We start from the raw sequence: 23,693 nt of genomic DNA, 5'->3' as shown, positions 1-23,693 counted from the left end.
AGACGCGCACGCATTCTTTCATCCGTTCTGACAGCATGATTCGGCCTGGCCGGAAGCCATTCTGAACTGAGTATCTGAGAAGGGGAGAACGCCAGCCAATAAAAAACCCGCTCAGGTTACCCTGAGCGGGTTTCTCGAATCTGGCTCCTCTGACTGGACTCGAACCAGTGACATACGGATTAACAGTCCGCCGTTCTACCGACTGAACTACAGAGGAATCGTTTGAACGGGGCGCATAGTAACGGCCACGCCGGGTCATGTCAAAGCTCTTTTTCATAAATCTTTCTGACTGCTGAAATAGTCGCCACTTCGGCGTGCCAGGCCCCGAAAATGCGCCTGAGCAGGCTGATGAAGCCGCTGAAAGCGGCGGAAAAACTGAGGTGTTTATGAGGTGTTCTGGTGCGGCCCGACGCTTGTCAGACGGCATCAGGCGTGATTTTAACGGATAGTTTTTTACTGCCGTCACAAACTGCTGTTTCCGGCTTTGTCAGCACCAGAAACGAAACGTAGATTTCATTTCAACCCTGAACTGAATCCCCGGAGTTGAAATGAACAAAGTCAGAATCGGTATGATCGGCAGCGGCTACATCGGGCGCTGCCACGCGATAGCCTATGCGCAGGCCCCGACCGTGTTTGCGCTGAAAGGTGAAATCGTGCGGGAGATGCTCGCCGAGGTGAATCCTGAGCTGGCAGCCCGCCAGGCCGCTACCTTTGGCTTTGCACGCTCGACGGGCGACTGGCGTGCGCTGGTCAGCGATCCGGCCATTGATGTGGTGGATATCTGCGCGCCCAATTTTCTGCACAAAGAGATGGCGCTGGAGGCGATACGCCACGGCAAGCATGTCTATTCAGAGAAGCCGCTCTCCTTAAGCGTGGCGGATGCGCAGGAGATGGTGGCGGCCGCGCAGGCCGCCGGAGTTAAAACCTTGGTCGGCTTTAACTACATGAAAAACCCGACCAGCCAGCTGGCGAAAGAGATTATCGCCGGTGGCGAGATCGGTGAGGTCGTTCATTTCTACGGCACCCATAACGAAGATTATCTCGCCCGCGCGGAAACGCCGCTCGACTGGCACTGCCAGAAAGCACTGGCGGGACTGGGCGCGCTGGGCGATCTCGCCGCGCATATCGTAAACATGGCGCACTATCTGGTGGGGGAGATTGCGGAGGTCAGCGGCGATATGATGACGGTCATCACCTCACGGCCGGACCCGAAAGCGCCCGGGCAGCGACTGCCGGTAGAGAATGAGGATCAGGCCAGCGCGCTGCTGCGGTTCAGCAACGGGGCGCATGGTGTGATTGAAACCTCACGCATCGCCTGCGGGGCAAAAATGGGTCTGACCTACGTCGTTACCGGCACCAAAGGCACGCTGCGCTATACCCAGGAGCGTATGGCCGAGCTGGAACTCTATCTGCACGATGAGCCTGCGGGACGGCAGGGGTTTAAAACCCTGCTGACCGGGCCAGCTCATCCGGACTACGCCAGTTTCTGCGTCTCCGCCGGGCACGGCATCGGCTTTAACGACCAGAAAACGGTGGAGATCCGTGACCTGATCAACGGGATTGCGGCGGGCGATCGGATGTGGCCTGACTTTGCAGAGGGACTACAGGTTCAGAAGGTGCTGGAGGCGATTGCGCAGTCTGCGGAGCAGCGTCGCTGGATTAGCGTGTAAGGGCGGGCACCAGCGGACAGGCATAACCCTGCAGGGCGGGGAACCGGGGTTTCCCGCCCGTGTGCATCAGATCAGGCCGCTTTTTTCCCACCACTGCCTGTCGAGCGCATAAAAGCGGTCGCGCTCACTTTCGGGCTGGTTAAGATCGCGCTTCCACGGCTTGGCCAGAATATAGTGCAGGTTCTTCACCTGATTATCCTGCCAGAGACCGCTGTGCTGGAACGGCAGCGTTTTTAACGCATTGTAGATGTAAGAGAGGGGTTTCCAGCGTCCGGCAAAGACTTCGTTCAGCAGATCCTGCTCGGAGAAGGGATAGGCGCTGAGATCGTCAATGGCGGCAATGCGCTTTTCCAGCTCATCAAACACCGCGTTATCCGGCTCAAGCACCAGAAAACCGCCGTTCAGATAGACATCCAGCTCAGCAGGGGCCGTTTCACCGCGGGCCTGCCAGGTGTAATGGCACTGCTCGGGCTGCCACGCTGGCGGATAAGAGGCGATCTTATTCGGGTTACAGCGGCAGGCGTGACAGGCAGCCAGCGCATTATCTTCGAGATCCAGGGTAAACAGCTCATCCATGTTTTTCAGTACCAGCATATCGGCATCCAGAAACACCACGCGCTGATAATCGGTGAGCTGCCAGGCTCGCAGCTTGGTCCAGACTTCGCCGAACTGCGCCGATGCGTAATGCTGCGCCAGGTCGTCACGCGGATAGAGTGGCACTACCGGCTTAATCACACAGCCCGCATCCTGCAGGATCTGACAGTCAGCCTCAGAAATCGCTGGGGTGGTCATCACCACCAGCGGCCACGCGCTCTGGCTCTGTTGCAGTGAACGGTGCAGCGCTTTGACGCCCACCAGATAATCGGGTTGTGTTAACAGCGTTACCCAGGCAAACATAGCGTTCCTCAATCAGTCAAAAAGTGGCGTGATATAGTCATTGCCCAACCGACCCCGGGGATCGAGCTGGCTGCGCAGGGCGCGGAAGGCGTCCCACTGCGGATAGAGCTCACGCCAGTTATAGCGTTCTTCATCGTAATATTTACCCCAGTGCGGGCGGCCACCCTCCTCAGCCAGCAGTTTTTCCACTTCGGTCAGGAAGTGCAGCCCCTCCTGCGACAGCGAACCGTCGTCGGCGTAATAGACCACAAAGCCGAAGAAACAGGTGGGCTGATCCGCCGCCGGACTGAGCCACGCGGATGACGCACCGGTGCAGCGCAGGATAATCGGGTAGTGCATATGCGGACGATTCTCCGCATACCAAGCCTTGATCCGGCGGATAATGGCGGGCGTTTTGGCCAGCGGCACGCCGATCTCTACGTTGATCTGGGGCACCGCAATGCCGCGGCAGAAGAGCTGGTAAATATCCCCGGTCACATCGGTAAAGTCGCGGAAACGGGTAACGGTGCGAAACTGCTTGCCGCCTTTGCCGTGAATCTGCGTATCGCGGTGCATATGCGCCAGCGTCTGGTCGATGGTGTCGTTAAGACTTTCGTCAACGTCACCCTCGTGTTCTACCACCTGGCGGCCCTGTGCTTCGTAGCGCTGACGCTCTTCATCACTGGCTTCGTGCGCGTTCCAGACGTGCATCAGGTTATCGTCAATAAACCACCAGGCTTTGCTCAGCATATACTCCTCATTCCAGCGCAGCAGATCCTCTTCCAGCGAGTCGGCAGAGACGGCGTTTTTATGGCAGGTAAAGATGCGGAACGGCTGCGTGCGCAGCGTTACCGCCGTCACGATCCCCAGCGCGCCCAGTGACACCTGCGCCGCCGGGAAGTCGGCTTCACCGCGCACAAATTCGCGCACGCTGCCATCGGCCAGCACCATCCGTACAGAGAGCGCCTCATCGGCTATCGAACTCTGCTGCAAACCCTGGCCGTGGGTGCCTGTGGCCATCGCGCCAGCCAGGGTCTGAATCGCAATGACGCCTGGCGACGAGGCCAGCATACGATTCATTTCGGTCAGGCAGCGATAAACCTGCTCCAGCGGCGTCGCGCCAGCAAAGGTGACGCTGTGGTCGTCATGGGCGATCAGGCCGCGCAACGCGCTGAGATCAAGCAGTAAATCGTCTTTGCCGACCTTCAGCATACGGCCCGGCGAAAGTTTGCTGCCAATCACCCGGATCTGACCGCAGGACGCCTGGATAAGTTTCTGCAACGCCGCTTCGCTGGCAGGGCGATGGACCTGGTGGCGTGTGCCGATTTGCGCATTCTGTGCCCAGTTCCACAGCGCATCATCGTCGGGTTCAATATGGGTCTGGCGAAGCGGATAGAGGCGTGCGTCTCTGCTCACAACAGCATTCCTTTTACAGGGTTTAATGACATAGATTTACTAAGCGTAGACCATGTGTAAGCGGAGCCCGGGCAACGCCCTGTTATTTGCGGATATAGCGAAGTGTTGCGGTCACAGCCAGCTGACGATTGCGGCGGATACTCTCCTCTTCGCTGTTGTCCGGCGTGAAGAGGGCGCTGAAGGTATAGCGGTTTGAGACATGATGCACACAGATGCTGCTGATCAGGCGATGGACATCAAGGGTTTCGACGTCGGCAGTGAAGATCCCCTGCTGCTGGCCGCGTGACAGGATGTCATCCAGCAGATCGAGCGCGCTGCGGTTAACGGTTTTAATCTGCGGCGACTGGGTGATGTAACGGCCACGCAGGAGGTTTTCACTGCAGACCAGCCGGATAAAATCGGGATGGGCGACGTGATAATCAAAACTCGCCTCCACCAGACGCGTCATCGCCAGTTCCGGCTCCATCGCCGCCAGATTCAGGCCCGTTTCATGCTGGCGAATCTGCTGATAAACCTGTTCCAGCACGGTAATGTAGAGCTGCTCTTTGCTGCCAAAGTGATAGACCACCATACGTTTGGTGGTCTGCGCATGTTCGGCAATCTGCTCCAGCCTGGCGCCCTGCATACCAAACTCCGCAAAGGTTTTCAGCGCGCCGGCAATAATGCGTTTCTTCAGCCCTTCAGGGTCATTTTTACGTTTTGTTAATTCAGACATGGTACTCAACAGGGTGATTTTGACCGGAGAATGGTAGCACAGTGTGCAGGGGGATCCCGCTATCGCCGCGGCCGCCTGGCACACGCCTGGCGATTATGGGTATAATCCGGGGAATACTTTAACAGGTTCAGAGACGACAATGACAAAACTCACCTTGCAGGAGCAGATGCTGAAAGCGGGACTGGTATCCAGCAAAAAAATGGATAAGGTTAAGCGAACGGCAAAAAAATCCAGGGTTCAGGCCCGTGAAGCCCGGGCAGCGGTGGAAGATAACAAAAAGGCCCAGCTTGAGCGGGATAAGCAGCTGAACGAGCAGCAGAAGCTGGCTGTGCTGTCGAAAGAGTACCGGGCGCAGATCAAACAGCTGATCGAAATGAACAGGATCGACGTGTCGCGCGGCACCATCAGCTTCAACTTTACCGACAACAACCTGATTAAGAAAATCATGGTCGATAAGCCGACGCAGACTCAGCTGATCAATGGCCGCCTCGCCATCGCGCGTCTCGTTGCGGAGAAGGAAGGTGAAAACCAGTACGCGATTATCCCGGCCAGCGTGGCGGACAAAATTGCCCAGCGTGATGCCAGCGCCATCGTCTTAAACAGCGCATTAAGCGAAGAGGCTGAGGACGAAGACGATCCTTATGCGGACTTTAAGGTCCCGGACGATCTGATGTGGTAATGCCCGGCCGGGTCAGAACGGGCTGGGCGCGGAAAGCGTCAGGCGTTCACCGCTGACCGGATGCGTCAGCGTCAGTTCGCTGGCGTGCAGCATCAGCCGCGCTGCCTGCTCTGACCCGGGCAGTAATCTGCCGCCATAGAGGTCGCAGCCCAGAATCGGATGACCCCGTTGCTGGCAATGAATGCGCAGCTGATGGGTGCGTCCGGTTTCCGGCGTCAGCGTCACCCGCGTCACCGGCAATGCCCCATTGCCATTTCCCGGAAACATCCCCCGTTCAATAACCCGATAGCGTGAGCGTGCGGGTTTACCCGCGATTGCACAAATCACCATTCTGGGAAACTGCGCCGGATCTTTCGCTATCGCGGCATCAATCACCCCATCATCATCGGCAAGATGGCCGCACAGCAGGGCCTGATAGCTTTTGCTGACGCGACGCTGGCTGAACTGCTGACACAGCGCCGCATTAATCCCCTTGTTGCGTGCCACCACCATCAGCCCGGACGTGCCAAAGTCGAGCCGATGAACCAGCGTGCAGCCGGGAAAACGCGCCACCAGCCGATGATGCACGGAATCGAGATTCAGCGGATTTTTACCGGACAGGCTCAGCAGTCCGCTGGGTTTATTGATAACCAGCAGATGCTCGTCCTGAAAAATAAGGGTAATCGCCTCAACGCAGGGCGGGGCGATAAACGTATCGTTAATGGCAGACATCGGGCAACCAGCAGCAGAAGGGCAGCGGATTATACCCGATTGCCGGAGTAATCACGACGCCGGGCAGGATGTGCATTTTATGTCAGGATTCGTCGCTTTCTGTTACGGAAGACAGGCTCACCTGCTGCGAGGCAAGATGGCCATAAGCCGTAAAAACGGAGCAGACCGTCGCCGCCAGCAGCGTAAGGAGAACAGAAAGTTTCATGGTGACATCCGGAAGCAGAAGGATCAGCAAGTCTGGCAGGCCGGGTGGGCAGCGACAAACAGAACAATCCGGAAAAAATAGTAAGTACGTTTGTTCAGCAGGTTTCGCGATTATTAGTGATTTATTCGGGCAGTTATTCTTTTTACGACTACAGTCTCTGGTGAGGTTGTCATCAATTCGTACCTAATGGAGGATTTTCTGTGTTAATTCAAAACGACGAGAAAGGCCACGTCATTATTGGTGAAGCGGCACTTAGCCTTGCCCTGGGTGAAAAAGAAATCAGTATCGCAACGCTTTTTACTCAGTTGGGTTACATGGCGAAATCTGAAAGCAACGCTCATCGGCTGGCGCAAATCTCCGAAGCCAGAAACTGGCTGAGTAGTTTTAAGTCACCGGCGGTTGCTCAACAGCAGGTGCCGTACCTGCAGACACTTGCAGGCCTGAACGACGAACTGAACTAGCAGCAACTGAACTGACGCCAGTGGACGTAGTCCGGCTCCGGCCGGAAAACGACGAAGCGGACGACCTCATCGGTTGCGCGAGAGCGTAGACCGGCCGGAGAAACTGTCAGGGACGACACTTCTCCTCCCACACAACCATTTTTACCTGACCCTCTGCAGAACATCCTCAGACGCTGACCAGACTGTTTCAGCTATCACCATTGACCATCCCCTCCTCATGTCCCGCATTACCGCAGACGGTTTCATTCAGCAGATCCGATCTGTCATCGGCAGAGAGGCGATCCCGGCCAGCCTCCTTTCAGCAAGGCTGGCGGGATGATTACGAATCGGTTGAGCCTGCCGTCAGAAGCTTTCCCAGCCTGCATCTGAGGAAGCTTTAACCGGCATGGCGGGCACCAGACGTGGCGTCACGACCGGCGCAGCCCGGCTGATGCTGTGCTGCACCGCAGAGAGACGGAACACGGCGACCGTTTTTTCCAGCTCATCCGCCTGGGATTCCAGCGACGTAGCGGCTGCGGATGACTCCTCAACCAGCGCCGCGTTCTGCTGGGTCGTGGAATCCATCTCAGCCATAGCGGTAGCGATTTGCGAAATGCCGCGGTTCTGCTCATCCGAGGCGGCAGCAATCTCACCCATAATATCCTTGACCTGACTGACCGAACGCACGATGTCATTCATGGTTGTTCCGGCGCGTTCCACATATTCAGAACCATCCTGCACCCGATCGAGTGACTCGCGAATCAGCGTTTCGATCTCTTTCGCGGCCAGTGAACTGCGCTGGGCAAGGTTACGCACCTCTCCGGCAACCACCGCAAAGCCGCGGCCCTGTTCACCGGCGCGTGCGGCTTCAACGGCAGCGTTCAGCGCCAGAATATTGGTCTGGAACGAGATGCCGTTAATGACGTTAATGATCTCACCAATTTTGCCCGAGCTGTGGCTGATGCTGCTCATGGTAGTGATGACGTCGCGGATAATCTCACCGCCGCGTCCGGCATTGACCGACGCCTCTGTCGCCAGCTGACTGGCATGGTGAGCGTTCTCCGCGTTCTGTTTCACGGTGGAGGAGAGCTCTTCCATGCTGGCTGCCGTCTGAACCACGGCGGCAGACTGCTGTTCGGTGCGGGAGGAGAGGTCGGTATTGCCTGCCGCAATTTCGGCTGAGGCGCGAGCCACGCTGCTGACGCCATCCCGTACCTTGCTGATGATGGTCTGCAGGCTGACGCTCATGGCATCGACGGCCTGCATCAGCTGGCCTAACTCATCTCCCCGTGTGGTGTTCAGGGAGGTGGTTAAATCCCCCTCAGCAATGCGCTGGGCCACATTCAGTGTCTCTTTGATCGGGCGTGTGATGCTGCGGGTAATCTGCCAGGCGATCAGCAGGCTCATTACGACGCAGATCAGTGACGCCACGCCAATGCGCCACTCTGCCTGCTTAATAAAGGCGGCGGAAGAGTGGGACTGGAAGGCAAAGATATCGGTTACGGCTGAGTTAAGCCGTTCTGCGGCCGTCGTCAGTATTGTGGACTCGCTTTTCTCTTTCTCTGCGGCAGCGAGGAAGAGTGTTACCGGCTGGCGCTGCTGGGCCAGCATGGTGAGGACGGCGCGGGAGAGATCGTTGATAGCTGGCTGGTTAAAGCTGTTCAGCTGCTCACTCAGAGTCGTGATAACGTTGTATTTTTCGATGACCGCATCACGGCCTGCCTCAGACGGCTTTGTCAGAAACGCTTTTTCAAGGTTCACGACGTCGTATAACGCAGCGGCCAGTCGGGAAACCGGCAGCATCACATCGGGTGTCTGAGCCAGGTCCAGCGATTCGAGCTGATGCCCCGCGGTACTCAGCTGATCCGTTTTGATTAATTCCAGATTGCTGGTGGTTGACTTAGCGGAGGCCAAAAATTTCTCCCGCTGTTTCAGATACTGATCGAGCAGTTGTCCCATCATGGAGACTTTCTGCTGGCCGATCTCATCCCATTTAAAGGCAGAGAGGCGTTCATAGTGGGCTTCCAGCTCTGTCAGCGCCTGAAGGTTAAGTGCCGCAAACTTAGGATCCTTGGTGTACTGGAAAAGGGTACGGTTCAGGCGCGCCTTACTGAGGGTGTTCACCATCTCCACCGTCACCGTGCGCCGTGCAGAGTTGTCTTTGATACTGCGAAAGCAGTCGAAAGCCATAAAGGTAATAGCAAGGGAAGCCGCGATGACGATAATAAATCCGGCACCCAGTTTTTTTCCGATTTTAATATCAGAGATGCGTTGAGAGAGGCCCATAGGTTTAACCCTTAGTGAGGAGCAGATAACTGAAAAATGTTTAAATTTAAGGCTCATTTTCTTATCGTCAAAAACGGGTTAAACTTTAATTCCATTTATCATACATCAGGGAGTGATTGATTTTTTATAGAATTTCAAAGGGTTGCTGTTCTGTTTTGAAGGGCTGGTATGATGTAATGTGTTGATTTTAATCTATTTAAATTTTTTATAATGCGCTTGTCTTTTAAGTGATTAATTATTGATCTGCGGCAATGCATTAAATTTATAAATAAAGAATCGGGGTGCGTTCGCTACCCTGACATGTCAAAGAAAGTCTGGTAAGGTCCCTTTAACAGGTGAAACCGTTCTTAATCGGTGTGGTTAAAACTAAAATTAAATTTTCATGTCCGTTATTCTTATAGTGTGAAAATTTTCTGTTATCAGTGCTCCTTAATTGGCTGGATGATCTTCCGGCAAAATAAATCACTACGATTTGCTGCATATCGGGCGATATTTTTTGCATACGCCGACTGATCCACCTTCGCATAGTTTCATTAAAAAATAGTCACGTACTGAGATGAAATTCACAGCATTAACTACTTACATGCTCCTGGGATCGTTACGCAATAAAAGTCAGATTGATAAAATCGATAGCTGCATCGAAATTATTCACTGGAGGCAGCGCGTTAAGTGTTTTATTAATGATAGCGACAGCTGGCGTGATTTGGAAAGAGCTGGAAAGTTATTTCACGGAGCAGGATAACTTTTAAATAAGCACATCTACTGAAATTGCCTTGATAGTCTTTCATTGAAAAATGAACATTCATTTCATTTTCTGCCTGCCGGATTTTCACTGCAGCATAATTAAAAAATAAGGGCGCATTAATCAGATGTTTATACGACCGCTTAAGTTAACCCAGCATGTTGATGTGCAGGGAAAAGAAAATTCGCCAGTGCTGGTCCTTCTTCACTCGCTGGGAACAGATTTGCATCTCTGGGATTTACAAATGCCGCGTCTGATTGAACGCTATCGGGTTATTCGCCTGGATATACGTGGTCACGGATTAAGTGCTGTCGACGCGATTGAGTTTTCAATGTCAGATTTGGCCGACGATGTCATAGCTGCGCTGGACTACCTTCACATTAATACATTCTATGTTGCCGGTGTTTCAATCGGAGGAACAATAGCGCAATGGATTGGCTTCAGAATCCCAAAAAGGGTTCTGGGAATGATTATTGTGGATACCGCATTGGTCAATGCTGCGCCGCCAGCACTCTGGCGTGCCCGTGCAGAAGATGTATTCCAGCACGGTATTGAGCACCTTGAAATGGGCATTTTAAGTAAGTGGGTGACACCGATGTTTCTGGATTCGCCGTATGCTGACGGGATGAAGCAGATGCTACGGCGAACAACAGTTGAGGCTTTCGCGGGGTGCTCTTATGCCATTGCGAATACGGATTTAACCGATATGAACATTCCGGGTGTAAGAGCGGTTGTCGTCAGGGGAAGCGAGGATCAGCTTACGCCACCGGATTATGCAGAACGGCTTGCCAGAAAAAGAAATGCACAATTGCATACGCTTGAGGGGGCGGCGCATTTACCCAATTTCGAACAGCCTGACGCGCTGACCAATGAGATTATCTCTTTTATAGAAATGGATAAAAAACAGTAAACCGATAAGCAGTCACATAACTTGCGGAGAAGAGGCAAGAGTGAATTCATGCATCGGGCATGACGGGCTATGAGGTCAGGTTCAGAATCAGGAAAAACAGATGAATCGTCGAACGTTTATTGGCGGGGGGCTGGGCCTGTGCGCAGGAGCCATGATGCTTCCGGCCCTGTCTCAGACAGCCACACAGGAGAGCGATCTCCTTGAAATGGAACTCGGGAGCGGAATAGTCAGCATCCGATTATTTTCAGATCGGGCACCGGGCCATGTCAGACGTATCAAGGCATTGGCACAGGCCAGATTTTACGATGGCATGCCGTTTGCGAGAGTCATAAAGGACTTTATGGCCCAGACAGGTGATCCAGGGAATATGTCGCGAATTGATCCGCGACAGCTACCCCCACTCGCTGCTGAGTTCAGCACGCTGCCGTTTGAACGCGGTACGGTCGGTATGGCCAGATCACGCCATCCACACAGTGCGACCCACCAGTTTTTTATCACCACGAACAGAGCCAGATATTTAGATCAGAACTATACAGTTTTTGGCAAAGTCACAGCGGGAATGGATCTGATAGACCAGTTGCAAGGCGGAACGCATGAGACGGGAAAGGTATTAAACCCGGAAACGATAAAACGGTTACGGCTAGCGTCAGCCAGATCGGTCTGGCGAGTTTCAGAAAGTTAAAGTTACGAGAAGAGAGATTTCAGGGTGCCCAGTATTACGCTATATACCTCAGAAAATTATCGGTTGGATTGTGAATCCTGTGAAAAATTCTCAACGATTCTGGCCGGTCTTGCACAAAAGATACTTAACGCTAAACAGGATAATATTCATATCAGCTATCTCACCGCAAGGATAGGCTTTGGCACGCCCATTTATTTCGAAGCCAGACTGAGGCAGGAGGTGTTCAGAACGACAGAGTTGATGGAGGAGTTCATGCATCAGGTTGATGTGCTAATCAAGGAAATGACAGGGGTTTCAGCACGAATTCGCTGTTTTTCTTTTGACGCGAGTAATATTTATGGAAAGAACTAAGGAGCAATTTATGAACGCCGGTTTTCCTGTGAGAGATCTTGGCAATACAGAGGTGATAGCACTGAGCGATGGATATCTGGAAGTCGGTTTCAACATGCTCTTAAAGGTTGATGAAAAAGAGTGTGAAAAAATCCAGCGTGATGCTGACATCAGCGAGCCGAATGCGGTTCACATCAATACATTTTTGGTGCGTCGCAAAGAAAAAAATATTCTTATCGATAGTGGTGCGGGTGGCGTAAAAGGCTGGGGCGGGAGATTGGTAGCTAATCTTGCCAGGTTAAATATACAGCCCGAAGATATTGATGCAGTTCTTCTGACGCATGCGCACCCTGACCATATCGGCGGACTGTTAAATGGTGAAGATGAAGCCCTGTTTAATCGGGCGGAATTAATAATCAGCCGGGATGAGTACAATTATATTGAAAGTGATGAAAATTTCGCAGCGGTCAGCGATCGCATAAAAGGAAATTTCCTTTTAGCACGAAGTATATTCAAAAAGTATCAGAAAAAAATTCGTTTAATCGAAAGTGGCGAGGTGTTTCCTGGTATTTTTGCCATTCCTTTAAAAGGCCATACCCCGGGGCATACAGGCTATCAGATTGAAGGCGAACATAACAGTCTGTTGATCTGGGGCGATATTGTCCATTTCCCGCATATTCAACTGAGCAGGCCAGAGGTGGCGATAGCGTTTGACTATGATCCACATAGGGCGGCTGAGGTACGTATACGAATGCTTGAGGCAGTGAGTTCTGATAAGGTTTTGGTTGGGGGAATGCATTTCGGCGAACAGGCTTTTGGTTATATCGAAAAACAAGCGTCGGGATACCATATTGTGCATAAAGAGTAGATTCAGACGTCGTATTATTTTTTTCACTAAGCACTGATTTTTGCAGGGCAGCGTGATGATAAATTGCGGGCTTTCGGCCGCGCTTTATCATTATACGTTGCCCGGAGTTCTTAAACATTGTCACTCTGCCATCTGACAAAACGACCGGTATCTTTTATCCCCTGGGAAGAATCTATGAACGCTGAAATAAACAAAGAAGCCATTACTTATATTAATCCTGAGAAAGGAAAGTTATCAGGAGAATGCGCAATGCTCAAAGAAAGCTCAGCAAGGTTACCAAGGCTTTCATCACTTACCGGCAGCCGCTTCTGGGCTGCATTGTTGGTTTTCTTATTTCATTCATCCCTGCCGAGTGATCTTGCGCCCTTTTCAGATCCCACTATTCAACATGGATTCACTGTGATTGTAGGAAAAGCAGGGTGGCTCGGGGTTTCATATTTCTTTATTCTAAGCGGTTTTATAATGGTCTGGTCAGCCAAAAAAGACGATACCGCTGGCGATTTTTATCTGCGGCGGTTCGCAAAGATTTATCCTACACATTGCCTTACCTTGATTATAGCATTTATCTTTGGTGCGGTGAGTCTGTATCAGTATAAGCTCTGGTTTTCGAATCTGTTTTTACTGAACACATGGATTGATGATGTACATTACTTCTTTGTAGGGAACCGACCGAGCTGGTCTTTATGCATAGAAGCCATGTTTTATCTTTCGTTCCCATTTCTTTTCAGGGTAATGAAAGCAATTCCTGAAAAATTTGATGTCCAGGGATTAATTATTGTTACCTTAGCCTCCCTGCTGGTACAAACAGGTATCTATTATGGGGTTGAATCCAATCATTTAATGGGGGCTTTTCCCATTTCTCAACGCCACTTTTGGGTATCCTATATTTTTCCACCATCGCGTATATTCGAATTTGTTGCCGGGATGTTTGCTGCCCGGTTGCTGATCAACGGCCGGGCATTGATCCTTCCGAAAACAGCATCAATGACTCTGCTTTTAATTACTTACATTGGATCTATGTTTTTGCCTTATCAGTTCAGCATGAGTGTGGTTTTCATTATACCAGTTTGCATTCTTATCATTTCAATGGCAGGCGATGATCTTAAAAACCGCAATACACTATTGAACTCAAAATTGTCTGTATGGTTAGGGGAAATTTCCTATTCGTTTTACATGGTTCATTTCCTGGTGCTTTTCTACTTTCTGAACCTTACGGCAGGCAAAAAGTTTGACCTTTTTCAGGGGGTGTCACTTATCGCGGTAGCATTGATTCTTTCCGTATCGATCGCTGGATTTTTATACAGATATTTTGAAGTTCCAGTCATGAAGTGGATTCTTGAGAAGTGTAAAACGAAGAAGTTAATCATTCTGCCAGAAACCGTATGAGTAGCCTTAGATAGTTGAGCCTGTTGTGCCGGGAGTCATAGCAGATTTGAAACCTGGCTGTCAGGAGGGAGAGCAACGCTGGACGTGTGCTCTCCCGCTCTCTGTTAACTCATTTTGACAGGGAAGTACAGGAAAGAAGGCAGTAAATTCAGTAACCGGAAGCATTCAGGCGTGGATCCTGAAACACTGAATTCATAATCCCTTTGAATTTAGCCCCCTCAATCTGCATTGAATCTGTGCGATAAACCAGCTCTATTTTGAAGTCACTAAACTGCCCGTTGAGCTCATGAATTTTAATTTTATTCTGTATTTCGTTGCTGATTGAACAGCGTAATACCATTGAAATACCCTTACCTGCGGCGATGCTTGAGAACAGTACCGGATAAGATCCGCATTCCACCATGCGTTTAGGAGTAATCCGAGCCTCATTGAACAGGAGATCATAATTTCGCGTCGTCGTTGCGCATTTTTTACTGCTTAGTAAGAAAATTTCTCCATCCAGACCTGAAAGGTCTTTGATATCAGGATAATCTTTTTCAGTAATAATAACGAGTTCGCTTGTTAGCAACGTGGAAGCAGTGTGGTGTGCATTTGAAAATCCGGCGCCAATGATAACGGCATCAAACTCTTTATGGTCAAAGGCATTTAGCAGACTGATGGTATTTCCGACAGTAATGTCAATATTCCAGCCAAGGTCATGGCCAAGGTCAATCAATGCACTGACAATGTAGGGTGGCAGGCACTCAATTATGCCGATACGCATATTTATCTGCCTGTTTTTTGAGCAATGAATGTTGTTTTTACAATCATCCGCCAGATCTAATATTTTCCGCGCATAGTCATAAAGTATCTGACCCTGTGATGTAAGTGAGCATCCATCGGCTTTTCGGTCTAATAATGTGACATCAAGATTGTCTTCCAGACTTCTGATTCGGTGAGAAATACTCGATTGCACACGATTAAGACGTTCGGCTGCCTGGGTTATGTTCCCTGTCTCCACGACTGTCACGAATGCAAGAAGCTCACTTATCTTCATTTAAAACCTCATGCGTAAAAGTGGTCTATCATTACAGAAATTATTTATATTCTTTATTAACAATTTTGTCACTCACTTTGCAATACTGGCCGACATGAAATGGCCAGATATCCGGGAAAGAAATTCGTGATGACAACGATTAAATAATCAATTTAGCAGGCATTAATTCTGGTTATGTAAATTACGCGATATATTGTGCTCTTCTGGTTTCTATTTAATCGGCAGTGACAGGCTAAAAAATTAACCTTATTCCACTATGACTTTACCTGCCATCAATATTTTCGATGCGCCCCCACGGTTTTATTCGCTGGTTTTTTAATACCACGGCATTTACGCTTTTAATAAGCGAAATAGATTATTTGCAGATAAATCAATGGATTGTCAGTTTTCGTAAATTACTTTCTGATGTATAGAGTCACTATTGTCGGTATATGGATAATTCTTATTCAATGATGGGGTAAATCATGGCGGATGCCGCGTACGATAAGGTATTGGTACAACTGGTTGATTATGTTTACGAGCAGACATCCTTCGATGATGAGACGTTACGTTTGGCACGCTATTGCCTGCTTGATTCGATAGGTTGCGCAATTGCCGCCTCGACGGATGCTGACTGTATGAAGCTGATGCAGGGATCTCAGTTCAGCAAGAGCGATAACGGTGTGCCAGTTGCGGGGACAGCGTTGAAGCTGGGGCCTGTCGAGGCTGCTTTTCATATCGGTTCTATGATCCGCTGGCTGGAATTTAACGATACCTGGCTGGCCCAGGAGTGGGGACATCCTTCCGACAATCTGGGGGCGATTCTGACCGCCGCCGCCTGGTACAGCCTCGCTGATGGTCAGCACCCGGCTATGCAGATGACCACAGTCATGAACACTATGATTCGTACTTACGAAGTTCATGGGGTGTTATGTCTGTCAAACTGCTTCAATGCGCTGGGTATCGACCATGTGGTACTGGTAAAAATGGCTTCGGCTATTGCTTCAGCACAGCTCATGGGCTTGTCAAAAGATCAGGCACTCAGTGCGCTATCAAATGCTGTCATTGATGGACATGCGTTGAGAACATACCGGCATGCACCGAATGCGGGAACGCGTAAATCTTGGGCGGCAGGGGATGCAACGGCGCGGGGTCTGCAGCTGGCGCTATTTGCTCAGACGGGAGAAATGGGATATCCCACTGCGCTAACCGCCAGTCGCTGGGGATTCGACGAAGCGGTGCTAAGGGGTAAACCTCTCAATCTGTCGCGTAGCTTATCGGATTTTGTCATCAAAAATATCCTGTTTAAAGTGCCTAATCCTGCCGAATACCATGCACAGACGGCAGTAGAGGCGGCGATTAACCTGCGCGCACGTATCCTTGCTGAGGGCTTCTCTCTTGAAAGCATTGAGTATGTACGGGTGGAAACAACGCGTCCGGCCATGCAGATTATTGATAAATCCGGTCCGATGAAGAATTCTGCAGATCGCGATCACTGCCTGCAATACATGGTTGCAGCAGGACTGCAAACTGGCAACCTCACGATTAATGACTTCCATGATCCCCTTGCTTCTGATCCAGACCTGGAAGCCTTGCGCTTGAAAATTAGCTGCGTTGAACGGCCCTCATTTACTGAAAGCTATTACGATCCTGAAAAGCGCGCCATTCCTAATTCTCTCTTCCTGAAATGTTACGGCAGAGATGAAGAGTTCTCCGAAACCATCGAATATCCGCTGGGTCATGTTCGCCGGCGTGAAGAGTGTTTCGACGCACTGCTGACAAAATTTCATATGAATCTTTCAGGTAGCCCATTACGTGATCGTTCTTCTGTGCTGGCTGGGATACTGACATCTGAATCGAAGCTGGATGCCATGACCGTCACCGATTTTTTGAAATTGTTCTCCTGGAACTAATTCGCACCTGAAACCTTTCAATTAATTATCGCATTCGGAGTAAAAGATGAAAAAAGCAATACTGGCAGGCTGCGGAGCAGAAATTGGCGCGAACCTTCTGATCCAGAATGATCCAGAAAACGATGGGTTTATTATTGATACTGTGGTGACGAACCCGCCCTCGCTGGACAAACATTACCCGGATTTACGCCCAATTGATGGCATAGTGGCCCGTCTTGCTATGGCATCTCCGGGCATCCAGTCCAGCCTCACTGTTATCAATGATAAAACACTGCGTATTCAGGAACGCGAGGTTAATTTTTATTTTGGTGATCTTGCGAAGACCATTCCTCCGCAGGCAGGCCGTTTTGATATTGGCTTTATTGCCACAAGCAAGCTCGACATGGATAAGGAAAGCCCTGTTGCCCGCAACATGCAGGAAATTGCTGATGTCGTGCTGGGTGTTGCTGAAGCCAATGCGTTGCCGAGCATCTATGGCTGCCTGGAAGATTTGACTCGTGACGAGATTGGCACCATTGACCGTAAGGTAGTCCGTTCGGGAATGTATTGCCTGGGTTCCTGTCAGACTAACGGGATGCATGCCTCACTGCGTGTGCTCATTGAGGCGCTCAGAACCCTTAACTGTAATGCTTCGCATATTCTGTCGGTAGAAACCGATATTGTGCATCCGGATACGCCAAACGGCGTGCTTGGCACCCGCTCATTCGAAGGGCGTCAGCAGGATGCCCGGGACAATCTGCGCCCGAGTTTTTCTCAAATCGCGATGAGTCAGGATAAGGTGATGCCCTGGGCACCGCTGGTAAATACGGTTTCATTACGCGCACCTGTACATGCTCCCGGTTATCAGATTAATCGCTTTATCGTCAGAGATGCAGGCGCGTTAACCAGTAGTCTCATTGAGGCTGCAATAGAGAGGGTAAACAGTACCCATCCTCATGTGGTGAAAGCTTCGCGTTCGCCATTAGGTAGCAGAGCCTATGCCTATGAACGCCGTTGTTCAACCGTCCTGAGCGATCAGAACCATCTGCTGATTCTCAGGCCCCCCCATCTGGCTAGCCAGAATCTGAGTGAAATCATTATCCAGTCATTTGTTAATAACACCGTTGGCTATAGCGCAGTGGTCCGTGCCGTCGCACGGAGTATTGCGTCCGGCCTGCCCGTTGCCACTTTCCAGGAGATTGAAAAATGACCCGCTCCCACACCGTTGATTTTCTGAGTTCAGGTTTTGTAGTGAAGACAGCAAGATCTGCGCAATTTAATGAAAAAATAAAAGCCGAAGTCGAACAGATTCGCGTATTACACGCGATTTATCCGCAACTTATGGTACCCGTACTTCATGACGGACTGGCTGCGGGACGGCAATTCTACATTCTTGAAAAAATGAATTCCCTGCCGTTATCAGGGATCGTTTTTGATGAGCAGCGATCACTGGCAGGGCGCAGGATGATCGTGAGAAATGCGCTGGAAAAAATACAGGAGGCCATTGGTCTGGAATCAGAAACCTCGTCGGTGATGGTCAATGATATGGCCGAGAGATTGCGGGAGGAGTGGGAAGGGACACGCTTCGCGCATGCACTGTTTGATAAACCCGTGCTTCTGAATGGCGCCGGTTTTACCACTACCGCACGAGAAGTTTATGAAAAAGCTCTGAAAATGGCTCAGACAGAAGTGTTCAGAGCGGTGGACAAAGCTCATTTCAATTTTCATTTTGGCAATGTGCTTTATAACGAAGAATGTGCTGAAACGCGTTTTATCGATCCTGATTTTTCAGTTCGTGGCCTGGATCCTCTTTTTGGCTTCTCCCGATTTGCCTTTTCTTTCTGGCATGAGCTGGCGGCAGAGGTAAAAGATGCCGTTAAAGTCGTACCAATGGCGGATGCGCTGATGTTTGTACTGGCCAGACCTGATTACGCCAATATCCTTAGCGAAATACCTGAGCTGGGCAGCATTTCAGGCCTGTTGCCACTGATGGGAGAGAGCATGCGTAACCGATTTTACGTGCTCACTACATACTGTTTTCTGAGAAGCATACGCATCAATGGCAGTAAACAGACCTGGAATATGCCACGTTCGCCTGTTGTAGCCAGTCCTGAAGAAGTATTGATGCTGGGACTACTGGCTTATCTGGAAGGTACTGTTGCAGAAACGGTCACGCTCTGCGCGTAAACCCCAATTAATTAAGGATATCCGGGATATGTCGTTGGTTAGCAGTAATACATTAGAACAGGGGTTTGAAACACCAAGGCGCTATCTGGCGGCCGCAGCCATTCTGATCGGCGTTATCATGGCAGCGCTGGACGGTTCCATTGTTAACATCTCCTTGCCATCAATTGCTGAGGCTTTGCATGTCGATTCAGCCTCAGTCATCTGGGTAACCAACGGCTATCAGGTGGCCAGCGCGGCGACAATGCTGATCTGCGCATCACTGGGATCGCGGATAGGGGAACGACGCTTTTATACGCTGGGAATGGTGCTTTTTACGCTGGCATCATTGGGTTGCAGCCTCTCTTCAACGTTCGGCATGCTGGTTGCTATGCGCATACTTCAGGGGGTGAGTTATGCCGTGATGATTAGCGTAGGATTAGGTCTGTATCGGGTTATTTTTCCCGCGAATACCTTAGGCACAATTCTGGGACTTAACGCACTGGCTTTTGCCGTGGGGACAGCTATTGGTCCTGCGCTGGGTGGTTTGATCATCTCCTGGCTTGACTGGCCCTGGTTGTTTTATATCAACATTCCATTGGGCGCTCTGGCTACCGTTCTCGCACTGATTTCACTTGGCACAGATGATGTGCGGGAAAGCGGTTTTGACTGGGGGGGCGCAGTCACGTCAGCTGTATCCCTGGGACTTCTGGTTATCGCTGTCGATCAAATCGGACGCTGGGAGCATTCCATACTTATTCTGTGCGGTGCTGCTTCAGGTATTTTCATGGCTGTTTTTATCGTTCAGCAGACGCGCTCAGAACATCCCCTATTGCCGCTGGATGTGTTTCATTCAAAGCGTTACTCCTTTGCTGTGTTTTCATCCTTTTCATTGTTTATTGCTCAGGGAATGGCGCTGGTTGGTCTGCCTTTTGTTCTGCAGCATACCTATCATTACTCTGTACTCGAATCGGCTTTCATCTTCACGCCCTGGCCGATCGCCGTAGCAGTCTGTGCTCCCATTGCTGGCTGGCTATCGAACAGGTTAAATCCCACGCAAATTTCGACGATCGGCGTAGTCATTTTCAGCTCAGGTTTGGGGTTACTGGCAACGTTACCTGCGGTTATAACTATGGGTAATATCGTCTGGCGTGTCGCAGTATGCGGAATTGGTTATGGGCTCTTCCTGCCACCCAACAATAAGGAGATGTTCTCAAACGTTGCGAAGGACCGGACCGTTACGGCGTCAGGGCTTTTATCGACAGCCAGAACCGCTGGACAATCAATCGGTGCTGCCCTTGTTGCAATGGTTATAGCATTGTCAAACGGACTGGCTGAAGGGGCACAAGCATCATTCGCCATTTATGTTTTTGGCATGGCCTGTCTGATTTCAGCAGTTTCATCCGTCGCAAGCATGCTGCGTTTGCATCGATAATCTTTTGCATTAACGGGCTTACAAAAACCTGATCAATAGAGAACGAAAGAGGAATGAAGAAGATTGTTGCCAGGCTCCGGCCTGGTTGGCGCCTTTTAAATTATTTAACGACTTCAGGGCGCAGACAAAATTCAGGGCAGGATGCATCGCCACGCAGACAGCATCCCGTCAGCCCCGGACGCGCAAAAGCAAAAAGCCCGCTCAGGTTTCCCTGAGCGGGCTTTTCTAATTCTGGCTCCTCTGACTGGACTCGAACCAGTGACATACGGATTAACAGTCCGCCGTTCTACCGACTGAACTACAGAGGAATCGCTTGAACGGGGCGAATATTAACGGCACGGATCCCGCTTGTCAAAGCCCTGTTTACTGAAATGCGTTCAGATGCTCGTAAAAGCAGCGGATTGATGATTTTTCCCCATATCTGCTGGCTTTTCAAACTGCCAACAGGATCTCACTTTGCGGGCATTTCTCTACAGATGTTAGAGGCATGTCAAAGTTTTGTTGTTTGCCGATGTTAAAACAACCATTTCAGTGCTTTTATGATAAAAATTTCAAAACTGACTTATATGGAACAAATAAACTGCTTATCATCACGGTCGTCACTATCGGCCGGAAATGAAACGGCATTTTGAAAGTAACTGTCTGTAGATCAAGTGATTGTGAAAAGGAGCGGTCGATCACAAAAATAGTCGTAACCCAGAGTCTTACCTCAAATTTCCCGAAACAGACGCCAGTCAGACTGGATGAATGTAAAAGATATTTTTCATTCTCAAAGCGCTGCTGAGCAAGTTAACAAATAAGAAGGGTACCTATGAACATCAAAAAAACGATTGTCGCCTCACTGTTAGCCTGCATGTTACCTGCCGCGGTTATGGCAAAAGATATCTCGGTAGGCGTCTCTATGGCGCTGTTTGACGACAACTTCCTGACCATTCTGCGCAATTCAATGCAGAAAGAGATGCAGAAAGATAACGTTAAAGGGCAGGTTGAAGATGCGAAGGGCGACGTTTCACAGCAGCTGCAGCAGGTACAGAATTTTATCGGCCAGGGTGTTGATGCCCTGATCGTCAACCCGGTCGACACCAATGCGGTGAAACCGATTATGGATCAGGCGAGCAAAGCCGGTATCCCGCTGGTCTTCGTTAACCGCCGTCCTCAGGCAGAACTGACCGGTAAAATGGCCTACGTCGGTTCCGACTCTGAACTGGCCGGACGCTTACAGATGGAAGCGCTGGCTAAGGCGATGAACGGCAAGGGCAACGTCGCCATCCTGATGGGCGATCTGGCAAACGAAGCGACCCGTGACCGTACCAAAGGGGTAGAGCAGGTGGCGGCGAAATTCCCTGGCATCAAAATTGTTCAGAAGCAGACCGCTAAATTTACCCGTAACGACGCGGTGGATGTGGTGAGCAACTGGTTAACGGCAGGCGATCAGATCAATGCCATCGCCTCTAACAACGATGAAATGGCGATTGGTGCGCTGCAGGCGCTGGGCAAAAACCCGGATAAAATCCTGATCGCCGGGGTGGATGGAACGCCTGATGCACTGCAGATGCTGAAGCAGGGCAAGATGGTCGCGACAGTCTTCCAGGATGCGAAGGGTCAGGGCGAGGGTGCCGTACAGACGGCCATCAAACTGGTGAAAGGCGAACAGGTTCAGAAAGTGATCAATATCCCTTATCAGCTGATCACGAAAGAAAACATGGAACAGTTTACCAATCGTAACCTGAAATAATCGTTCCCGACCCAGCTGTACGGAGGTGATAAATGAACGCGTTTGCGCTTGAAGCCGAAGGCATCAGCAAGTTCTTCCCCGGCGTTAAAGCCCTCGACAACGTATCGTTGCGGGTGCGTCCGGGAACGGTACATGCCTTGATGGGCGAAAATGGCGCGGGCAAATCCACTTTAATGAAGTGCCTTATCGGGATGTATCGTCCCGATAAGGGCACCATCAAAATTAAAGGGGAGCCGGTGCAGTTTCAGGACACCATGGACGCGTTGCGTTCCGGCATTTCGATGATCCACCAGGAGCTTAACCTGGTGCCCTACATGACCGTCGCTGAGAATATCTGGCTGGGTCGCGAACCAATGAAGTTCGGCTTCGTCGATCACGCCCGACTGAATCAGGTGACGCAGGAGCTGCTTAACCGCCTCAATATCCGGCTCAAAGCCGAACGGATGGTGGGAGAACTGAGCATTGCGTCGCAGCAGATGGTCGAGATTGCCAAAGCGGTCTCCTGGGACTCAGACATTGTCATCATGGATGAGCCGACTTCCGCACTGACGGAAACCGAAGTGGCGCACCTCTTTACTATCATTCGTGACCTGCGCGAGCAGGGCAAAGCAATCATCTATATCAGCCATAAGATGGATGAGATTTTCACCATCACCGATGAGGTCAGTATCTTCCGTGACGGCAGCTGGATCGCCAGCGACCAGACGGCGAAGTATACCCGTCAGTCGCTGATCACCCAGATGGTCGGACGCGAACTGACCCAGCTGTTCCCGAAATTCAACAGCGCCATCGGCGAGGAAGTGCTGACGGTGCGCAATCTCAGCTGTCGGGATCGTTTTACCGACGTCAGTTTCAGCGTGCGGCGGGGGGAAATCCTCGGCGTTGCCGGACTGGTGGGCGCAGGGCGCAGCGAGGTGATGGAGAGCCTGTTCGGGATGGAGAGCTTTGACAGCGGCGAAATCTTAATTGATGGCGTGCCGGTGAAGATTGACTCGCCGTCTACCGCCATTGAAAAGGGCATGGCCTTTCTCACCGAAGATCGTAAAAAGTCCGGGCTGTTTCTGGTGCTGTCGGTGATGGAGAACATGAGTATCGTCAATATGCCCGAATACAGCGGCAAAAGTGGCTTTGTCAGTCATGTGAAGATGGCGCAGGACTGTATGGACCAGATTCGCCGCCTCAATATCAAAACCCCGACCATGGATCAGATCATCAACAACCTCAGTGGCGGTAATCAGCAGAAGGTGCTGATTGCCCGCTGGCTGCTGGCACAACCGAAGATCCTGATTCTGGACGAACCAACGCGCGGCATCGACGTTGGTGCAAAAGCAGAAATCTACCGCTTAATCAGTGAACTGGCCAACCGTGGCGTTGCAATCATCATGGTCTCATCTGAGCTGCCCGAAATTCTGGGCATGAGTGACCGGGTGATGGTCATGCACGGCGGGCGTATAACCGGCATCCTCGATAAAGAAGACGCCGATCAGGAAACCATTCTGTCGTTGGCATCCGAATGAGGCGCGAGAATACTATGAGC

General features: G+C 50.8%; 21 protein-coding genes and 2 tRNA genes. 14 read left to right on the top strand and 9 right to left on the bottom strand.

The features are described from left to right. Window positions 1-141: 141 nt before the first annotated feature. A tRNA-Asn gene (locus tag AB1748_RS13435) sits at window positions 142-217 on the bottom strand. A 331-nt stretch (window positions 218-548) separates the two neighbouring features. On the opposite strand from AB1748_RS13435, the gene AB1748_RS13430 reads away from it, so the two are divergent. Continuing rightward, window positions 549-1,670, top strand: coding sequence for a Gfo/Idh/MocA family protein (locus AB1748_RS13430; RefSeq protein ID WP_111140697.1), 1,122 nt, complete (start codon window positions 549-551; stop codon window positions 1,668-1,670). Between the two features lie 66 nt (window positions 1,671-1,736). On the opposite strand, the gene AB1748_RS13425 is transcribed toward AB1748_RS13430, so the two are convergent. The 3 genes from AB1748_RS13425 to AB1748_RS13415 all read right to left on the bottom strand — a co-directional run bounded on the left by AB1748_RS13425 (window position 1,737) and on the right by AB1748_RS13415 (window position 4,677). After that, entirely contained in the window at window positions 1,737-2,567 is an 831-nt protein-coding gene (locus AB1748_RS13425) for a glycosyltransferase family 8 protein (RefSeq protein ID WP_367395613.1), read from the bottom strand. Window positions 2,568-2,579: 12 nt separating this feature from the next. Further along, the gene (locus AB1748_RS13420; protein WP_367395612.1) at window positions 2,580-3,962 is read right to left on the bottom strand and encodes a D-arabinono-1,4-lactone oxidase; all 1,383 of its coding nucleotides are present in this window, start codon (window positions 3,960-3,962) and stop codon (window positions 2,580-2,582) included. 82 nt (window positions 3,963-4,044) lie between these two features. Further along, window positions 4,045-4,677, bottom strand: coding sequence for a TetR family transcriptional regulator (locus AB1748_RS13415; RefSeq protein ID WP_111140694.1), 633 nt, complete (start codon window positions 4,675-4,677; stop codon window positions 4,045-4,047). Window positions 4,678-4,816: 139 nt separating this feature from the next. On the opposite strand from AB1748_RS13415, the gene AB1748_RS13410 reads away from it, so the two are divergent. Then, window positions 4,817-5,356: a DUF2058 domain-containing protein gene (locus AB1748_RS13410; RefSeq protein ID WP_111140693.1), complete on the top strand. Its 540-nt coding sequence runs from the start codon at window positions 4,817-4,819 to the stop codon at window positions 5,354-5,356. A gap of 12 nt (window positions 5,357-5,368) precedes the next feature. Here AB1748_RS13410 and AB1748_RS13405 read toward each other — a convergent pair whose 3' ends face one another. Together AB1748_RS13405 and AB1748_RS13400 are read right to left on the bottom strand one after the other, a co-directional pair. Beyond that, the gene (locus AB1748_RS13405; protein ID WP_111140692.1) at window positions 5,369-6,067 is read right to left on the bottom strand and encodes an RluA family pseudouridine synthase; all 699 of its coding nucleotides are present in this window, start codon (window positions 6,065-6,067) and stop codon (window positions 5,369-5,371) included. Between the two features lie 82 nt (window positions 6,068-6,149). Next, the gene (locus tag AB1748_RS13400; RefSeq protein ID WP_367395611.1) at window positions 6,150-6,272 is read right to left on the bottom strand and encodes a hypothetical protein; all 123 of its coding nucleotides are present in this window, start codon (window positions 6,270-6,272) and stop codon (window positions 6,150-6,152) included. A 200-nt stretch (window positions 6,273-6,472) separates the two neighbouring features. Between AB1748_RS13400 and AB1748_RS13395 the strand changes: the two genes are divergently transcribed. Continuing rightward, window positions 6,473-6,733 (top strand): hypothetical protein, encoded by a 261-nt coding sequence (locus AB1748_RS13395; protein ID WP_111140690.1) that lies wholly within the window; start codon window positions 6,473-6,475, stop codon window positions 6,731-6,733. A 342-nt stretch (window positions 6,734-7,075) separates the two neighbouring features. On the opposite strand, the gene AB1748_RS13390 is transcribed toward AB1748_RS13395, so the two are convergent. Beyond that, window positions 7,076-8,998 carry a methyl-accepting chemotaxis protein gene (locus AB1748_RS13390; protein WP_367395610.1) on the bottom strand — a complete coding sequence of 641 codons (1,923 nt, stop codon included), beginning with the start codon at window positions 8,996-8,998 and terminating at the stop codon, window positions 7,076-7,078. Window positions 8,999-9,867: 869 nt separating this feature from the next. Between AB1748_RS13390 and AB1748_RS13385 the strand changes: the two genes are divergently transcribed. From AB1748_RS13385 to AB1748_RS13365, 5 genes are all read left to right on the top strand, one after another. Then, window positions 9,868-10,650 (top strand): alpha/beta fold hydrolase, encoded by a 783-nt coding sequence (locus AB1748_RS13385; protein WP_111140688.1) that lies wholly within the window; start codon window positions 9,868-9,870, stop codon window positions 10,648-10,650. A gap of 100 nt (window positions 10,651-10,750) precedes the next feature. After that, a complete protein-coding gene (locus tag AB1748_RS13380) occupies window positions 10,751-11,332 on the top strand; it encodes a peptidylprolyl isomerase (protein WP_111140687.1) in 582 nt (193 codons plus the stop codon). Window positions 11,333-11,356: 24 nt separating this feature from the next. Continuing rightward, window positions 11,357-11,683 carry a hypothetical protein gene (locus tag AB1748_RS13375; protein WP_111140686.1) on the top strand — a complete coding sequence of 109 codons (327 nt, stop codon included), beginning with the start codon at window positions 11,357-11,359 and terminating at the stop codon, window positions 11,681-11,683. A 10-nt stretch (window positions 11,684-11,693) separates the two neighbouring features. Further along, window positions 11,694-12,530 (top strand): MBL fold metallo-hydrolase, encoded by an 837-nt coding sequence (locus AB1748_RS13370; protein WP_367395609.1) that lies wholly within the window; start codon window positions 11,694-11,696, stop codon window positions 12,528-12,530. Between the two features lie 174 nt (window positions 12,531-12,704). Then, entirely contained in the window at window positions 12,705-13,916 is a 1,212-nt protein-coding gene (locus AB1748_RS13365; RefSeq protein WP_367395608.1) for an acyltransferase family protein, read from the top strand. 148 nt (window positions 13,917-14,064) lie between these two features. On the opposite strand, the gene AB1748_RS13360 is transcribed toward AB1748_RS13365, so the two are convergent. Continuing rightward, a complete protein-coding gene (locus AB1748_RS13360) occupies window positions 14,065-14,952 on the bottom strand; it encodes a LysR family transcriptional regulator (protein WP_367395607.1) in 888 nt (295 codons plus the stop codon). Between the two features lie 464 nt (window positions 14,953-15,416). Here AB1748_RS13360 and AB1748_RS13355 point away from each other — a divergent pair, with 464 nt between their 5' ends. Genes AB1748_RS13355 through AB1748_RS13340 form a run of 4 tightly spaced genes read left to right on the top strand, consistent with a single transcriptional unit; the run spans window position 15,417 to window position 20,421 of the window. Further along, window positions 15,417-16,844: a bifunctional 2-methylcitrate dehydratase/aconitate hydratase gene (locus AB1748_RS13355; RefSeq protein ID WP_111140682.1), complete on the top strand. Its 1,428-nt coding sequence runs from the start codon at window positions 15,417-15,419 to the stop codon at window positions 16,842-16,844. 46 nt (window positions 16,845-16,890) lie between these two features. Further along, window positions 16,891-18,033 (top strand): hypothetical protein, encoded by a 1,143-nt coding sequence (locus AB1748_RS13350; protein WP_367395606.1) that lies wholly within the window; start codon window positions 16,891-16,893, stop codon window positions 18,031-18,033. After that, the gene (locus AB1748_RS13345) at window positions 18,030-19,010 is read left to right on the top strand and encodes a hypothetical protein (RefSeq protein ID WP_111140680.1); all 981 of its coding nucleotides are present in this window, start codon (window positions 18,030-18,032) and stop codon (window positions 19,008-19,010) included. The genes AB1748_RS13350 and AB1748_RS13345 overlap by 4 nt, the downstream gene beginning before the upstream one ends. 28 nt (window positions 19,011-19,038) lie before the next feature. Beyond that, window positions 19,039-20,421 carry an MFS transporter gene (locus AB1748_RS13340; protein ID WP_111140679.1) on the top strand — a complete coding sequence of 461 codons (1,383 nt, stop codon included), beginning with the start codon at window positions 19,039-19,041 and terminating at the stop codon, window positions 20,419-20,421. A 232-nt stretch (window positions 20,422-20,653) separates the two neighbouring features. Here AB1748_RS13340 and AB1748_RS13335 read toward each other — a convergent pair. Beyond that, window positions 20,654-20,729: transfer RNA gene (locus tag AB1748_RS13335), tRNA-Asn, on the bottom strand. A 503-nt stretch (window positions 20,730-21,232) separates the two neighbouring features. On the opposite strand from AB1748_RS13335, the gene AB1748_RS13330 reads away from it, so the two are divergent. Then, window positions 21,233-22,156, top strand: coding sequence for a sugar ABC transporter substrate-binding protein (locus tag AB1748_RS13330; protein WP_111140678.1), 924 nt, complete (start codon window positions 21,233-21,235; stop codon window positions 22,154-22,156). A gap of 32 nt (window positions 22,157-22,188) precedes the next feature. After that, window positions 22,189-23,673, top strand: coding sequence for a sugar ABC transporter ATP-binding protein (locus AB1748_RS13325; RefSeq protein ID WP_111140677.1), 1,485 nt, complete (start codon window positions 22,189-22,191; stop codon window positions 23,671-23,673). Window positions 23,674-23,693 lie beyond the last annotated feature (20 nt).

It is taken from the genome of Pantoea sp. Ep11b (genome assembly GCF_040783975.1).
Classification (GTDB): Bacteria; Pseudomonadota; Gammaproteobacteria; order Enterobacterales; family Enterobacteriaceae; genus Pantoea.
Note: the sequence above shows the minus strand (reverse complement) of the source record. Positions and strands in the feature narration are given on the sequence as shown.

What these genes read in the sequence shown, in the direction of transcription:
- AB1748_RS13430 (WP_111140697.1), top strand. Translation starts at nt 549, where the DNA reads ATGAACAAAGTCAGAATCGGTATGATCGGCAGCGGCTACATCGGGCGC.
- AB1748_RS13425 (WP_367395613.1), bottom strand. Translation starts at nt 2,567, where the DNA reads ATGTTTGCCTGGGTAACGCTGTTAACACAACCCGATTATCTGGTGGGC.
- AB1748_RS13415 (WP_111140694.1), bottom strand. Translation starts at nt 4,677, where the DNA reads ATGTCTGAATTAACAAAACGTAAAAATGACCCTGAAGGGCTGAAGAAA.
- AB1748_RS13410 (WP_111140693.1), top strand. Translation starts at nt 4,817, where the DNA reads ATGACAAAACTCACCTTGCAGGAGCAGATGCTGAAAGCGGGACTGGTA.
- AB1748_RS13405 (WP_111140692.1), bottom strand. Translation starts at nt 6,067, where the DNA reads ATGTCTGCCATTAACGATACGTTTATCGCCCCGCCCTGCGTTGAGGCG.
- AB1748_RS13400 (WP_367395611.1), bottom strand. Translation starts at nt 6,272, where the DNA reads ATGAAACTTTCTGTTCTCCTTACGCTGCTGGCGGCGACGGTCTGCTCC.
- AB1748_RS13390 (WP_367395610.1), bottom strand. Translation starts at nt 8,998, where the DNA reads ATGGGCCTCTCTCAACGCATCTCTGATATTAAAATCGGAAAAAAACTG.
- AB1748_RS13385 (WP_111140688.1), top strand. Translation starts at nt 9,868, where the DNA reads ATGTTTATACGACCGCTTAAGTTAACCCAGCATGTTGATGTGCAGGGA.
- AB1748_RS13380 (WP_111140687.1), top strand. Translation starts at nt 10,751, where the DNA reads ATGAATCGTCGAACGTTTATTGGCGGGGGGCTGGGCCTGTGCGCAGGA.
- AB1748_RS13370 (WP_367395609.1), top strand. Translation starts at nt 11,694, where the DNA reads ATGAACGCCGGTTTTCCTGTGAGAGATCTTGGCAATACAGAGGTGATA.
- AB1748_RS13365 (WP_367395608.1), top strand. Translation starts at nt 12,705, where the DNA reads ATGAACGCTGAAATAAACAAAGAAGCCATTACTTATATTAATCCTGAG.
- AB1748_RS13360 (WP_367395607.1), bottom strand. Translation starts at nt 14,952, where the DNA reads ATGAAGATAAGTGAGCTTCTTGCATTCGTGACAGTCGTGGAGACAGGG.
- AB1748_RS13355 (WP_111140682.1), top strand. Translation starts at nt 15,417, where the DNA reads ATGGCGGATGCCGCGTACGATAAGGTATTGGTACAACTGGTTGATTAT.
- AB1748_RS13350 (WP_367395606.1), top strand. Translation starts at nt 16,891, where the DNA reads ATGAAAAAAGCAATACTGGCAGGCTGCGGAGCAGAAATTGGCGCGAAC.
- AB1748_RS13345 (WP_111140680.1), top strand. Translation starts at nt 18,030, where the DNA reads ATGACCCGCTCCCACACCGTTGATTTTCTGAGTTCAGGTTTTGTAGTG.
- AB1748_RS13340 (WP_111140679.1), top strand. Translation starts at nt 19,039, where the DNA reads ATGTCGTTGGTTAGCAGTAATACATTAGAACAGGGGTTTGAAACACCA.
- AB1748_RS13330 (WP_111140678.1), top strand. Translation starts at nt 21,233, where the DNA reads ATGAACATCAAAAAAACGATTGTCGCCTCACTGTTAGCCTGCATGTTA.
- AB1748_RS13325 (WP_111140677.1), top strand. Translation starts at nt 22,189, where the DNA reads ATGAACGCGTTTGCGCTTGAAGCCGAAGGCATCAGCAAGTTCTTCCCC.